General features: G+C 69.0%; 13 protein-coding genes. 7 read left to right on the forward strand and 6 right to left on the reverse strand.

The genetic code is table 11. From position 1 onward, the window contains the following. Positions 1-30 precede the first annotated feature (30 nt). From ACH4EW_RS07710 to ACH4EW_RS07725, 4 genes are all read left to right on the forward strand, one after another. Positions 31-189, forward strand: a complete 159-nt coding sequence (locus ACH4EW_RS07710; RefSeq protein WP_003967454.1) for a DUF4177 domain-containing protein — start codon at positions 31-33, stop codon at positions 187-189. Then, the gene (locus ACH4EW_RS07715; RefSeq protein WP_398252853.1) at positions 189-659 is read left to right on the forward strand and encodes a RidA family protein; all 471 of its coding nucleotides are present in this window, start codon (positions 189-191) and stop codon (positions 657-659) included. Before ACH4EW_RS07710 ends, ACH4EW_RS07715 begins: the two co-directional genes overlap by 1 nt. Before the next feature lie 169 nt (positions 660-828). Next, on the forward strand, positions 829-1,737 hold the full coding sequence (locus ACH4EW_RS07720; RefSeq protein ID WP_398252855.1) for an NUDIX hydrolase: 909 nt from the start codon (positions 829-831) through the stop codon (positions 1,735-1,737). Continuing rightward, positions 1,734-2,564 (forward strand): MBL fold metallo-hydrolase, encoded by an 831-nt coding sequence (locus ACH4EW_RS07725; RefSeq protein WP_398252857.1) that lies wholly within the window; start codon positions 1,734-1,736, stop codon positions 2,562-2,564. Before ACH4EW_RS07720 ends, ACH4EW_RS07725 begins: the two co-directional genes overlap by 4 nt. Positions 2,565-2,896: 332 nt before the next feature. Here ACH4EW_RS07725 and ACH4EW_RS07730 read toward each other — a convergent pair whose 3' ends face one another. Then, positions 2,897-3,571 carry a Crp/Fnr family transcriptional regulator gene (locus ACH4EW_RS07730; protein WP_014046869.1) on the reverse strand — a complete coding sequence of 225 codons (675 nt, stop codon included), beginning with the start codon at positions 3,569-3,571 and terminating at the stop codon, positions 2,897-2,899. A gap of 484 nt (positions 3,572-4,055) precedes the next feature. On the opposite strand from ACH4EW_RS07730, the gene nth reads away from it, so the two are divergent. The 3 genes from nth to ACH4EW_RS07745 all read left to right on the forward strand — a co-directional run bounded on the left by nth (position 4,056) and on the right by ACH4EW_RS07745 (position 7,022). Further along, positions 4,056-4,859, forward strand: coding sequence for an endonuclease III (nth, locus tag ACH4EW_RS07735; RefSeq protein WP_398252861.1), 804 nt, complete (start codon positions 4,056-4,058; stop codon positions 4,857-4,859). Positions 4,860-4,981: 122 nt separating this feature from the next. Beyond that, positions 4,982-5,728, forward strand: coding sequence for an NUDIX hydrolase (locus ACH4EW_RS07740; protein WP_398253338.1), 747 nt, complete (start codon positions 4,982-4,984; stop codon positions 5,726-5,728). An 88-nt stretch (positions 5,729-5,816) separates the two neighbouring features. After that, positions 5,817-7,022, forward strand: a complete 1,206-nt coding sequence (locus tag ACH4EW_RS07745) for a MarP family serine protease (protein ID WP_398252864.1) — start codon at positions 5,817-5,819, stop codon at positions 7,020-7,022. 84 nt (positions 7,023-7,106) lie between these two features. Here ACH4EW_RS07745 and ACH4EW_RS07750 read toward each other — a convergent pair whose 3' ends face one another. From ACH4EW_RS07750 to acs, 5 genes are all read right to left on the reverse strand, one after another. Then, entirely contained in the window at positions 7,107-7,301 is a 195-nt protein-coding gene (locus tag ACH4EW_RS07750) for a hypothetical protein (protein ID WP_398252867.1), read from the reverse strand. Positions 7,302-7,407: 106 nt separating this feature from the next. Then, complete coding sequence (locus ACH4EW_RS07755; protein WP_398252870.1) at positions 7,408-8,499, reverse strand: alpha/beta fold hydrolase; 1,092 nt, start codon at positions 8,497-8,499, stop codon at positions 7,408-7,410. Continuing rightward, positions 8,496-9,029, reverse strand: coding sequence for a phage holin family protein (locus ACH4EW_RS07760; protein WP_398252872.1), 534 nt, complete (start codon positions 9,027-9,029; stop codon positions 8,496-8,498). The genes ACH4EW_RS07755 and ACH4EW_RS07760 overlap by 4 nt, the downstream gene beginning before the upstream one ends. Positions 9,030-9,076: 47 nt before the next feature. Then, on the reverse strand, positions 9,077-10,483 hold the full coding sequence (gene nhaA / locus ACH4EW_RS07765) for a Na+/H+ antiporter NhaA (protein WP_398252875.1): 1,407 nt from the start codon (positions 10,481-10,483) through the stop codon (positions 9,077-9,079). A gap of 246 nt (positions 10,484-10,729) precedes the next feature. After that, on the reverse strand, positions 10,730-12,694 hold the full coding sequence (gene acs / locus ACH4EW_RS07770; protein WP_398252877.1) for an acetate--CoA ligase: 1,965 nt from the start codon (positions 12,692-12,694) through the stop codon (positions 10,730-10,732). Positions 12,695-12,836: the final 142 nt, after the last annotated feature.

Here is a 12,836-nt window from a genome sequence, read left to right on the forward strand (position 1 = left end):
GCTGTGCGCGCCAGGCATTACAGTCGGGCCATGACCAAGTGGGAATACGCGACCGTGCCGCTTCTCGTGCACGCGACCAAGCAGATTCTGGACACCTGGGGCGAGGACGGCTGGGAGCTGGTCCAGGTCGTTCCCGGCCCGAACAACCCCGAGCAGCTCGTGGCCTACCTGAAGCGGGAGAAGGCGTAATGGCGGGCGCCGTCGAGGCGAAGCTCGCCGAGCTCGGGCTGACGCTGCCGGACGTCGTGCCGCCGCTGGCCTCGTACCAGCCGGCCGTGCAGTCGGGCGTGTACGTGTACACCTCCGGCCAGCTCCCGATGGTGGACGGCAAGCTCGCCGTCACCGGCAAGGTCGGTGCGGAGGTCACGGCCGACGAGGCCAAGGAACTGGCGGAGACCTGCGCGCTCAACGCGCTGGCCGCCGTGAAGTCCGTCGCGGGCGACCTGGACCGGATCGCGCGAGTCGTGAAGGTCGTGGGCTTCGTCGCCTCGGCATCCGACTTCACCGGGCAGCCCGCCGTGATCAACGGCGCCAGCGAGCTGCTGGGCGCGGTTCTCGGCGACAAGGGCGTGCACGCGCGCAGCGCGGTGGGCGTCGCGGTGCTGCCGCTGGACGCGCCGGTGGAGGTCGAGGTCCAGGTCGAGCTGGTCGGGGCCTGAGCCGTACGTCCGTCCTGATCCTTCGGTGGTCGCCGGCGTCCGCTCCCGTCCGCTGCCGTTTCTCTGATCCCGTCCGGTCGTGACGACCGGACGGGATCAAGTGTGTACGGGACATGTACGGATCAACATGCCTCTCGAACATCGTCGCGGTTCCGGATAGCCTCCGGCCATGTCCAATGGTCAGTGGTACCCACCGGAATGGCCCGACCGGATCCGGGCACTCGCCGCAGGCGAGCTGACGGCCGCGACCCCGAAGCGGGCCGCCACCGTGATGCTGCTCCGGGATCCTGCCGCTGACACCGAGGGCGGCCCCGCCGTCCACATGCTCCGCCGCCGCGCCTCCATGGCCTTCGCCGGTGGGGCGTACGCCTATCCGGGTGGCGGAGTCGACCCGCGCGACGACGACCGGCTCGTCGGCTGGGCCGGGCCCGCGCTGGAGAGCTGGGCCGAGCGGCTCGGCGTCGATACGCCGGCCGAGGCGCAGGCCATCGTCTGCGCGGCGGTCCGTGAGACGTACGAGGAGGCGGGTGTCCTCCTCGCCGGCCCGAGCGCCGACACGGTCGTCAGTGACACCACAGGCGCCGACTGGGAGGCCGACCGTGAGGCACTGGTCGCCCGCGAGCTGTCCTTCGCGGAGTTCCTGGACCGGCGCGGGCTGGTACTGCGCTCCGATCTGCTGGGTGCCTGGGCGCGCTGGATCACCCCCGAGTTCGAACCGCGCCGCTACGACACCTGGTTCTTCGTCGCCGCGCTCCCCGAGGGCCAGCGCACCCGCAACGCCTCCACGGAGGCCGACCGCACGGTGTGGATCGGGCCTGGAGAGGCCGCCGACGGTTACGACAGGGGTGAGCTGTTGATGATGCCGCCGACCGTGTCGACGCTGCGGGCGCTCAGGCCGTACGGGACAGCCGCCGAGGCCCTGAAGGCGGCGGATTCCCAGGACCTCACCCCCGTACTGGCACAGGCGCGGCTGGAGGGTGACGAGTTGGTGCTGAGCTGGCCGGGACACGAGGAGTTCACCAAGCACATCCCGAGCAGGCCGGACAGTGCAGGTGGTGCGGGAGGAGAAAACGTATGAGCGACGCGGCCGCGCTGCCCGGGCAGCCACGCGGCGGGGCGCTTTCCGGCCCCGCCACCGCCCGTACCGTCAACGTCCTCGCCCCCAACGCCTCGCCGATGACGCTGGACGGCACCAACACCTGGATCGTTGCCGAGCCCGACTCCGACCTCGCGGTCGTCATCGACCCGGGCCCGCTGGACGACATACATCTGCGGGCTGTCATCGACACCGCTGAGAGGGCGGGCCGCCGGATCGCGCTCACTCTCCTCACCCACGGACACCCCGACCACGCGGAGGGCGCGGCGCGCTTCGCCGAGCTGACCCGTACGAAGGTGCGTGCCCTGGACCCGGCGATGCGCCTCGGCGACGAAGGCCTGACCACGGGCGATGTGATCACCACCGGCGGCCTGGAGATGTACGTTGTGCCGACCCCCGGGCACACCGCGGACTCGCTCTCCTTCCATGTGCCTGCCGACCGGGCGGTGCTGACGGGGGACACGATCCTCGGACGCGGCACCACGGTCGTCGCACATCCGGACGGGCGGCTCGGCGACTACCTCGACTCGCTGCGGAGGCTGCGTTCGCTGACGGTCGACGACGGCGTGCACACGGTGCTGCCGGGGCACGGCCCGGTGCTGGAGGACGCGCAGGGAGCGGTCGAGTACTACCTCGCACACCGCGCGCACCGGCTGGCCCAGGTGGAGACGGCGGTCGAGGCCGGGCACCGGACGGCCTCGGAGGTGGTGGCGCAGGTGTACGCGGACGTGGACCGATCCCTGTGGCCCGCGGCGGAACTCTCAGTGCTGGCGCAGCTGGATTACCTGAGAGAGCACGGGCTGATCTAGGACGGGCTGATCTGGGACGGGCTGATCTGGGACGGGCTGATCTGGGACGGGCTGATCTGGGACGGGCTGATCTGGGACGGGCTGATCTGGGACGGCCGGATACGCGCGAGGCCCCGCCATGCGGCAGGGCCTCGCGTACAGAGCCGGCGGCCGGTCGTCGGCCGACAGGCCGGCCGGGGCGTGTTTCGGAGGTCCCGTATGGCCGCGGGCGTCACGCATGCTCACTGCGTTGTCGGTCGTCGGCGCAGCCCGCTGCGCTCCCTGCGCCTCGCACGCACCGGGTGCACCCGGCCCCGCCCTGCGGGCGGACGGCGCCACGTGCCAAACACGCCTTAGCGGGACCGCTTCGCCAGACGCTCCACGTCCAGCAGGATCACGGCGCGCGCCTCCAGGCGCAGCCAGCCTCGTCCGGCGAAGTCGGCGAGTGCCTTGTTGACCGTCTCGCGGGAGGCGCCGACGAGCTGGGCCAGCTCTTCCTGGGTCAGGTCGTGGACGACATGGATGCCTTCCTCGGACTGGACGCCGAAGCGGCGCGACAGGTCGAGGAGGGCACGGGCGACCCGGCCAGGTACGTCCGAGAAGACCAGGTCGGACATCTGGTCGTTGGTCTTGCGCAGTCGGCGGGCGACGGCGCGCAGAAGGGCCGTGGCCACCTCGGGGCGGGCGTTCAGCCAGGGCTGGAGGTCGCCGTGGCCGAGGCCGAGAAGCTTGACCTCGGTCAGCGCGGTCGCGGTGGCGGTGCGCGGGCCCGGGTCGAAGAGGGACAGCTCACCGATCAGCTCGCCGGGGCCGAGGACCGCCAGCATGTTCTCGCGCCCGTCGGGGGAGGTGCGGTGGAGCTTCACCTTGCCCTCGGTGACCACATAGAGGCGGTCGCCCGGATCGCCCTCGTGGAAGAGCGCGTCGCCGCGTGCGAGGGTCACCTCACTCATCGAGGCGCGGAGCTCCGCGGCCTGCTCATCATCGAGCGCCGCGAAAAGCGGGGCGCGCCGCAGAACGTCGTCCACGAGTTCTCTCCTTGTCGGCCTGTTCAGGGAACCGTGGTCCCCATCATGCCGGACGGTAAAACAGTGCGATCAATCACAAACCAGTTTGACGCACGGGCGTGCCGAAACGTGAGGCAGGGGGCCGATTGGGGGTGGATACGCGGTGAACGGGGCGGATGTCAGTGCATGGCTCTAGGCTGGCCGGGTGTCCAAGTCGCCGGTGAGAGCGCAGGCCAAAGGGGCTGATGGGGTGTCGGAAGGCCGTGATTCCGCTGTGGGCGAACAAGTTGCGAGTCGCCCAAAAAAAGCGACAAAACGCCCTCTGGGTGAGCGGGTCCCGAGGGCCGGGGTGAAGCCCGCTTCGAAGCCCGCGGTGGAGTCTGCAGCGAAGTCTTCGACGGAGCCGGCCACGCGGTCTGCCGCGAAGCCGTCGTCGAAGTCCGCCGCACGGGCAGCAGCCGAGTCCACCGTGAGTCCCGCGTCGAAGTCCACTGCGAAAGCCACCGTGAAGCCCGCGAAATCCGGTGCAAAACCCGATACGAAACCCGAATCGCATCTGGCGATGGTCCGTCGTGCCCGCAGGATCAACCGTGAGCTCGCCGAGCTCTACCCGTACGCCCACCCCGAGCTGGACTTCAGGAACCCCTTCGAGCTTCTCGTCGCCACGGTCCTCTCCGCCCAGACCACCGATCTGAGGGTCAACCAGACCACCCCCGCCCTCTTCGCCGCTTACCCCACCCCCGAGGACATGGCCGCTGCCGTCCCGGAGGAGTTGGAAGAGCTCATTCGGCCGACCGGTTTCTTCCGGGCCAAGACCAAGTCGCTGATAGGCCTCGCCGTGGCGCTCAGGGACAGGTTCGGCGGCGAGGTGCCGGGCCGGCTCGCCGACCTCGTCACGCTGCCAGGGGTCGGCCGCAAGACCGCCAATGTCGTGCTCGGGAATGCCTTTGGCGTGCCGGGCATCACGGTCGACACCCATTTCGGGCGCCTGGTCCGCCGCTGGAAGTGGACGGAGCAGGAGGACCCGGAGAAGGTCGAGGCCGAGATCGCTGCGATCTTCCCCAAGAGCGAGTGGACGATGCTCTCGCACCGTGTCATCTTCCACGGCCGCCGCATATGCCATGCCCGCAAGCCCGCCTGCGGCGCCTGTCCGATCGCCCCGCTCTGCCCGGCGTACGGGGAGGGCGAGACGGACCCGGAGAAGGCCAGGAAGCTGCTGAAGTACGAGATGGGCGGTCAGCCCGGTCAGCGGCTGAGCCCGCCGGCGGACTACCCCGGCAAGCCCGCGCCGGCCCTGGGGGCCGACTGACGCACGGCGCTCGCTCCGGAACGAAATGAGTGACGACAGGCGTTGTGAGACGAGGGGTGCCTATGAAGACGCACGAACAGAGCACGGAAGCGGCCGCCGCGCCCGCGGCGGTCAGATCCACAATGGTCACCCCAGCGGCCGTCAGCCCCGCAGCGGCGGTGGCAGCGGCTGCCGCCGCCACGGCAGGCGCAGGTCACGACGGAGCCATCACCGTCACGACCGAGGGCCTGCCCGAGTGGCTCGACCCCGTGGCCCGCGCCGCGCGGACGGTCGAGCCGGACCAGCTCAGCCGCTTTCTGCCGCCCGAGAGCGGCGCCGGGCGGCAGTCCGCCGTACTCGTACTGTTCGGGGAGGGTGAGCGCGGTCCCGAGCTGCTCCTCATGGAGCGATCCGGAAGCCTGCGTTCCCACGCTGGGCAGCCTTCCTTCCCCGGCGGCGCCCTGGACCCGGAGGACGGCGACCAGGCCACCACAGGGCCGCTCAGGGCCGCTCTGCGGGAGGCCCAGGAGGAGACCGGCCTCGATCCGCACGGAGTGCAGCTCTTCGGAGTGCTGCCCCGGCTCTACATCCCCGTGAGTGGCTTCGTCGTGACGCCGGTCCTCGGGTGGTGGCGGTCGCCGAGCCCGGTCGGCGTCGTCGATCCGGGTGAGACAGCCCGGGTCTTCACCGTCCCCGTGGCGGATCTCACTGACCCGGCCAATCGTGCGACCACGGTCCACCCGAGCGGTCACCGTGGTCCGGCATTTCTGGTCGAATCCGCCCTGGTCTGGGGTTTCACAGCCGGAGTGATCGACCGGATTCTGCATTTCGCGGGCTGGGAGCGCCCGTGGGACACCGCCAAGCAGGTGCCGCTCGACTGGCGCGCATGACACGCTGACCCCCGTGCTGTGCCGTCCGGCCCTGTCCGGCCCCAGCCGAAGGAACAAGCCCGGTGACGAATCTGCGAGGCTATAGACGGTGAATGTGCTGGATATCCTGCTGCTGGCCGGCGCCGTATGGTTCGCGGTCATCGGCTATCGCCAGGGGTTCGTCGTCGGCATCCTGTCGGTGACCGGGTTCCTGGGCGGCGGTCTCGTCGCCGTTTATCTGCTGCCGTTCCTGTGGGACCAGCTGACGAACGGCTCCGCGGTTTCATCGACGGCAGCCGTCGTCGCCGTCGTCATCGTGATCGTCTGTGCCTCGGTTGGCCAGGCGTTCACCACCCACGTCGGAAACAAGCTCCGCCGGTACATCACGTGGTCGCCCGCGCGCGCCCTCGATGCCACCGGCGGCGCCCTGGTCAATGTGGTCGCGATGCTGTTGGTCGCCTGGCTGATCGGCTCCGCGCTGGCCGGTACCTCACTGCCCACGCTGGGCAAGGAGGTCCGTGGCTCCTCGGTCCTGCTCGGCATCTCCCGGGTGATGCCCGCCCAGGCCTCCACCTGGTTCACGGATTTCTCCTCGGTCCTTGCGCAGAACGGCTTCCCGCAGGTCTTCAGCCCCTTCGCCAACGAGCCGATCACCGAGGTCCGGGCCCCGGACCCGGCGCTGGCGGGCAGCCCCGTGGCGGCAAGCGCCAAGAAGTCCATCGTCAAGGTCGTCGGTACGGCCCCGAGCTGCGGCAAGGTCCTCGAAGGCACCGGCTTCGTCTTCTCCGACCGCAGGGTGATGACAAACGCCCATGTCGTCGGCGGCGTCGACGAGCCGACCGTCCAGATCGGCGGCCAGGGGCGGCTGTACGACGCGAAGGTCGTCCTCTACGACTGGCGGCGCGACATTGCCGTACTCGACGTACCGGACCTCGACGCGAAGCCGCTGAAGTTCACCGACACCGATTACGACGCCGACACCGGGAACAGCGCCATCGTTGCGGGCTTCCCGGAGAACGGCTCGTACGACGTACGGGCCGCGCGCGTCCGGGGGCGCATCGACGCCAACGGACCGGACATCTACCACCGGGGAACCGTCCGCCGCGATGTGTACTCCCTCTTCGCGACCGTCCGTCAGGGCAACTCCGGCGGACCGCTGCTGACCCCGGACGGCAAGGTGTACGGAGTCGTCTTCGCGAAGTCGCTCGACGACCCCGACACCGGCTACGCGCTGACGGCCGACGAGATCCGCCAGGACATCGCGCACGGCCGCACCGCAAACCAGCAGGTCGACAGCCAGACGTGCGCCCTCTAGGGCGTGTTTCGAAAGTCCTGTCTGGCCGGGGCGTCCGGCACTTCCCCAAGTCGGTGAACGCTCACCGGCCGGCCAGGGCGGACATCATCCGCGTGGATGGCGCAGCCGCGCCGAGACCCAGCGGGCCCGACGGCGCAGAATGCGCGGAATACCGAGCCCGGGATCATGCATGTCGTGCACCCGGCCCTGGGGGCCGTTCCTCTCATGAGTGCTCGGACCCGCCGCGGCGGTCGAGCGACGGTTGCGTGCTGCGTCACCGAAGTCGTGCGTCCAGCCCATACCCCGACGTCTGCCCGTGCCTCATGGTCGGTAACCGCCCATCCGTCAGCCAATTGGCCTATGCGCCGGGCAATTGGCCGTTCGTCGGACAACTGTGTCCGTACGGCTACCGGTCGGGCTCGGGATCCTTGAGCCAGTTGATGAGTTCGGCCGAGAACGCGCCCGGATCCTCCTCGTGGGGGAAGTGCCCCAGACCGTCGAAAAGTCGCCAACGGTACGGCGCTTCGACGTATTCGCCGGACCCCGCCGCGCTCCGCGTACGGATCGCCGGATCGAGTGAACCGTGGAGATGCAGTGTGGGTACTCTCACCGGCCGCTTCATGCGCCGGTTGAACTGGATTCCGTCCGGACGTGCCAGGGAGCGCACCAACCAGCGGTACGGCTCGATCGAGCAGTGTGCCGTTGACGGAATGCACATCGCGCGCCGGTAGACGTCGACCGCCGCATCGTCGGGGAACTCCGGGGTCCGGGGGCCTGCCCAGTCATGGATCAACCGGCCAACCAACGCCGCATTGTCGGCGATGAGCTGACGTTCCGGCAGCCACGGGCGCTGGAAGCCCCAGATGTACGAGCCCGCGCGGGACTGCGCGAAGTCGGAGAGCATCGAGGAACGCCAGCGGCGTGGATGGGGCATCGAGGAGACCGCGAGGCGGCGCACCAGCTTCGGCCGCATCACCGCGGCCGTCCAGGCGAGGTAGCCGCCCATGTCGTGGCCGACCAGGGCGGCGTCCGGTTCGCCGAGCGAGCGGATCACGCCGGTGATGTCGAGTGCCAGGTTGCCGGGGTCGTAACCCCGGGGCGTACGGTCGCTGCCGCCGACCCCGCGCAGATCCATCGCCACGGCGCGAAAACCGGCGTCGGCCAGTGCGGTGAGCTGATGGCGCCAGGTCCACCAGAACTGCGGGAAGCCGTGCAGCAGCAGCACCAGCGGCCCCTCGCCGAGCTCGGCGATGTGGAAGCGGGCGCCATTGGCAGCCACGTCCCGGTGGGTCCACGGCCCGTCGAGCCGCACGGGCCCACCGGAGCCGACCGGGATGGGTGAACTCGGTGGGTCGGAGGGGCCCGAAGGGCCTGAGCGGCCGGTCGAGCCCTTGGAGCCGTCTGTGCCCGCCTGGCCGTTCGGGCTTACCTGACCTTCCGGGCTTGCCTGACCTTCCGGGCCTACCGGGCCGGATGTACTGGAATCGGAGACCGTCATGTGGACGAGCGTGCCACAGTGGACGCCTTGTCCTGGACCGGAGACTGTCCCGGGGCCTTGTCCGCCGGCGTGCTGCCCACTGCGGCCGGACGGCTCGTCCCCGCCGTGACGGCGGGCCGCGGGTGCGGCTTGACGCCCTGCAGCACGGCCGCCGTCTGCTTGGCCGAAGCGATGGACTTCTCCGGCGGCTTCACCTTCTTGAGCTTGGAGAAGGCGAACAGTGCGAGCAACGCCCCCAGTAGGATGAAGGCGACGCCCACGATCGTGAACGACAGAGCGAGGCTGGGCCCCAGGTAGTGGATTCCGTACGCCGCCGCGAAGCTCAGCACCGGGATCGCGAACAGAATCAGCACACCCGCGATGATGAATGCCACGCTCCCGGTGACGCCGCGCTTGACGTCCTGCCGCACTTCGGCCTTGGCCAGGGCGATCTCGTCGTGCACCAGTGCGGACATCTCGGCCGTCGCCGCGGCGACCAGCTGCCCGAGACTGCGGTCGGCACTGCCCGCGTTGTTGCCGGGGTCGCTCATCCCTGACTCCCTCTCCTGCTCTCCTGTTCAACACATCTGCTGTCAGATCATGCCGGACTGTCCGGCTTGCTGCTCGCTGCCCCCGTCAGTTGGGCAAGGCGGCGGTGCTCCGCCGCCTTCTTCTCGTAGATCGCGGCCATCCGCAGGTGGTACTCCGGGTCGTCCTGCTCGTAGACATCGGGCACGCCGTCCTCGTCCTCGTCGAGCTCCTCCGCCTCGTACAGTGTCCGGTATGTCCGTACCCGGAGTCTGAGCAGTACGCCGGAGAACACGGCGGCCGTCAGGGAGCCGAGCAGCACGGCGGCCTTGATCTCGTTGATCATGCTCTCGTCGCCGGCGAAGGCCATTTCACCGATGAGCAGCGAGACGGTGAAGCCGATCCCGGCGAGCGAGGCGACCGCGAAGACGTCCGCCCAGGCCAGGTCCTTGTTCAGCTCCGCCTTCGTGAAGCGGGTGGCCAGCCACGTACCGCCGAATATGCCTATCGTCTTGCCGACGACGAGCCCCAGGACGACACCGAGCGTCTCGGGCCGCTTGAACACGTCCGCCAGTGCGCCGCCGGAGAGGGAGACACCAGCCGAGAAGAGGGCGAACAGCGGCACGGCGATTCCGGCCGACAGCGGACGGACCAGGTGCTCGATGTGCTCGCCGGGGGAGTGGGTCTCGCCGTCCCGCCGAGTGCAGCGGAGCATCAGTCCCATGGCGACACCGGCGATGGTGGCGTGGATGCCGCTGTTGTACATCAGGCCCCAGATCACCAGGGCGAGCGGTACGTAGATGTACCAGCCGCGCACATTCCTGCGCAGCAGCAGATAGAACACGGCGAGGCCGATGAAGGCGCCGATCAGCGCCATGAAGTTGATCTTCTCGGTGAAGAAGACAGCGATGATCAGGATCGCGAAGAGGTCGTCGACGACGGCGAGGGTCAGCAGGAACGCACGCAGCGCGTTCGGCAGTGAGGTGCCGATGACGGCGAGGACGGCGAGCGCGAAGGCGATATCGGTGGCGGTGGGTACGGCCCAGCCGTCCGTCGAACCTCCGCCGGTCACGGCCACGAGTGTGTAGACGACGGCCGGAACCGCCATTCCGCACAGTGCGGCGACGACCGGCAGGGCGGCCGCCTTGGGGTCGCGCAGTTCGCCCGCGACCAGTTCCCGCTTGAGTTCGACGCCCGCGACGAAGAAGAAGATCGCAAGCAGCCCGTCCGCGGCCCAGTGCTCCACGGAGAGGTTGAGGCCCAGCGACTCGGGACCGAAATGGAAGTCGCTGACGGCCGCGTAGCTGGAACCGAAGGTGTTGGCCCATACCAGGGCGGCTATCGCGGCGACCAGCAGGATGACCCCGCCGACGGTCTCGGTGCGCAGGGCGTCCGCGAGGTAGTTCCGCTCAGGGAGGGACAGGCGCCCGAGAAAGGTGGGTCGGGAGGAAGGGGGTGTGGGGGTGGGCGCGGCCACGAGTGAGGACCTCCGGGTCGGTACGGCAGCGATGGCATGGCTGATGCACTTGCCGACCAGACTTCCCGGCACACCCTGTGGAGATTTCTTATTGCTTTGTTGACGCGGCTGCCACTGTACCTGGGGTGCGCTGGGCTGTATCCGGTGATCTTCACCTTAGACCGACCGGCATATGGGGGCGGCCTTGAATGCCCGAGGGGCACCGGGCGCGTTGCCGGATGCCCCTCGGGGAGATACTCGCCGCGGTCAGTTCTCGGAGGAGGACGGCAACTGGGTCTGGATGAAATCCATCACCGAGGAGTCGGTGAGCGTTGTGACATCGCCCAGCTCGCGGTTCTCGGCGACGTCACGCAGCAGACGCCGCATGATCTTGCCGGAGCGGGTCTTCGGCAGCTCGGCGACCGGCAGGATCCGCTTCGGCTTGGCGATCGGGCCGAGCACGGAGCCGACGTGGTTGCGCAGCTCCCCGACGAGCTCGTCCGAGGCGGCAGCCGCACCGCGCAGTATCACGAAGGCGACGATGGCCTGGCCGGTCGTCTCGTCGGCGGCGCCGACCACGGCGGCCTCGGCGACCGAGGGGTGCGACACGAGCGCCGACTCGACCTCGGTGGTCGAGATGTTGTGCCCGGACACGAGCATCACGTCGTCGACCCGGCCGAGCAGCCAGATGTCGCCGTCCTCGTCCTTCTTGGCACCGTCGCCCGCGAAGTACTTGCCCTCGAAGCGCGACCAGTAGGTGTCGATGAAGCGCTGGTCGTCGCCCCAGATGGTGCGGAGCATCGACGGCCACGGCTCGGTGAGGACGAGGTAGCCGCCCCCGCCGTTCGGAACCTCGTTGGCTTCGTCATCGACGACCGTGGCGGAGATACCGGGCAGAGCACGCTGGGCACTTCCCGGCTTGGTCTCCGTGACGCCCGGCAGCGGCGCGATCATCATCGCTCCGGTCTCGGTCTGCCACCAGGTGTCCACGATCGGACACTTGTCGGCGCCGATGTGCTTGCGGTACCACATCCACGCCTCGGGGTTGATCGGCTCACCGACCGAACCGAGGACCCGAAGACTGCTCAGGTCGAACTTGGCGGGGATGTCGTCACCCCACTTCATGAACGTACGGATCGCGGTCGGCGCCGTATAGAGGATGGTGACGCCGTACTTCTGCACGATTTCCCAGAAACGCCCCTGGTGCGGGGAGTCGGGCGTGCCCTCGTACATGACCTGCGTCGCGCCGTTGGCCAGAGGGCCGTAGACGATGTACGAGTGGCCGGTCACCCAGCCGATGTCGGCGGTGCACCAGAAGACATCGGTCTCCGGCTTGAGGTCGAAGACCGCGTTGTGGGTGTATGCAACCTGCGTGAGGTAGCCACCGGAGGTGTGCAGGATGCCCTTCGGCTTACCCGTCGTGCCGGAGGTGTAGAGGATGAAGAGCGGCTGCTCCGCCTCGAACGCCTCAGGGGTGTGCTCGGCGGACTGCCGGCCGGTGATCTCGTGCCACCAGACGTCGCGGCCCTCGGTCCACGCGGTGTCCTGGCCGGTGCGCCGCACCACGAGGACATGCTCGACGCTGTCGAAACGGGAGACGGCGTCGTCCACGGCGGGCTTGAGCGCGGACGGCTTGCCGCGGCGGTAGCCACCGTCGGCGGTGATGACGACCTTGGCATCCGCGTCCTGGATACGGGCGGCGATGGCGTCGGCGGAGAAGCCACCGAAGACCACCGAGTGCGCGGCGCCGATGCGGGCGCAGGCCAGCATCGCGATGGCGGTCTCGGGGATCATCGGCAGATAGACGGCGACCCGGTCGCCCTTGCCTACACCAAGTTCGGTGAGAGCGTTCGCGGCGCGGGAGACCTCGTCCTTCAGTTCGGCGTAGGTGATGGCGCGGCTGTCTCCGGGCTCGCCCTCGAAGTGAATGGCGACCCGGTCACCATGACCGGCCTCGACATGGCGGTCCACGCAGTTGTACGCGACGTTGAGCTTGCCGTCCGCGAACCACTTCGCGAAGGGCGGGTTGCTCCAGTCGAGCGTCTCGGTCGGCTCAGTGGCCCATGTCAGGCGACGGGCCTGCTCGGCCCAGAAGCCCAGCCGGTCCGTCTCGGCCTGCTCGTACGCCTCCGCTTTGACGTTGGCATTGGCGGCCAGATCGGCAGGCGGTGCAAACCGCCGCTCCTCCTTGAGCAGATTGGCCAGGCTTTCGTTGCTCACGACATCTCCCATTCCCAGGGTGTCCGTTGTGTCCCGTCGTATAGCTCATCAGGCCAAAGGCCAGGTGACAAGTGTCTGCCCGGAATTGGTTTAGACCTGTGTCTCGTGTATGGAGACACGGTCCCGCCTCCAAGTGCGGTCCGGCGCGGGGCGC

Source organism: Streptomyces sp. NPDC018000 (assembly GCF_044328025.1).
In the GTDB taxonomy this organism is placed as follows: Bacteria; Actinomycetota; Actinomycetes; order Streptomycetales; family Streptomycetaceae; genus Streptomyces.

Excerpts from the sequence above, each read along its gene's own strand:
- ACH4EW_RS07710 (WP_003967454.1), top strand. The coding sequence starts at position 31 with ATGACCAAGTGGGAATACGCGACCGTGCCGCTTCTCGTGCACGCGACC.
- ACH4EW_RS07715 (WP_398252853.1), top strand. The coding sequence starts at position 189 with ATGGCGGGCGCCGTCGAGGCGAAGCTCGCCGAGCTCGGGCTGACGCTG.
- ACH4EW_RS07720 (WP_398252855.1), top strand. The coding sequence starts at position 829 with ATGTCCAATGGTCAGTGGTACCCACCGGAATGGCCCGACCGGATCCGG.
- ACH4EW_RS07725 (WP_398252857.1), top strand. The coding sequence starts at position 1,734 with ATGAGCGACGCGGCCGCGCTGCCCGGGCAGCCACGCGGCGGGGCGCTT.
- ACH4EW_RS07740 (WP_398253338.1), top strand. The coding sequence starts at position 4,982 with ATGGTCACCCCAGCGGCCGTCAGCCCCGCAGCGGCGGTGGCAGCGGCT.
- ACH4EW_RS07750 (WP_398252867.1), bottom strand. The coding sequence starts at position 7,301 with ATGGGCTGGACGCACGACTTCGGTGACGCAGCACGCAACCGTCGCTCG.
- ACH4EW_RS07755 (WP_398252870.1), bottom strand. The coding sequence starts at position 8,499 with ATGACGGTCTCCGATTCCAGTACATCCGGCCCGGTAGGCCCGGAAGGT.
- ACH4EW_RS07760 (WP_398252872.1), bottom strand. The coding sequence starts at position 9,029 with ATGAGCGACCCCGGCAACAACGCGGGCAGTGCCGACCGCAGTCTCGGG.
- acs (WP_398252877.1), bottom strand. The coding sequence starts at position 12,694 with ATGGGAGATGTCGTGAGCAACGAAAGCCTGGCCAATCTGCTCAAGGAG.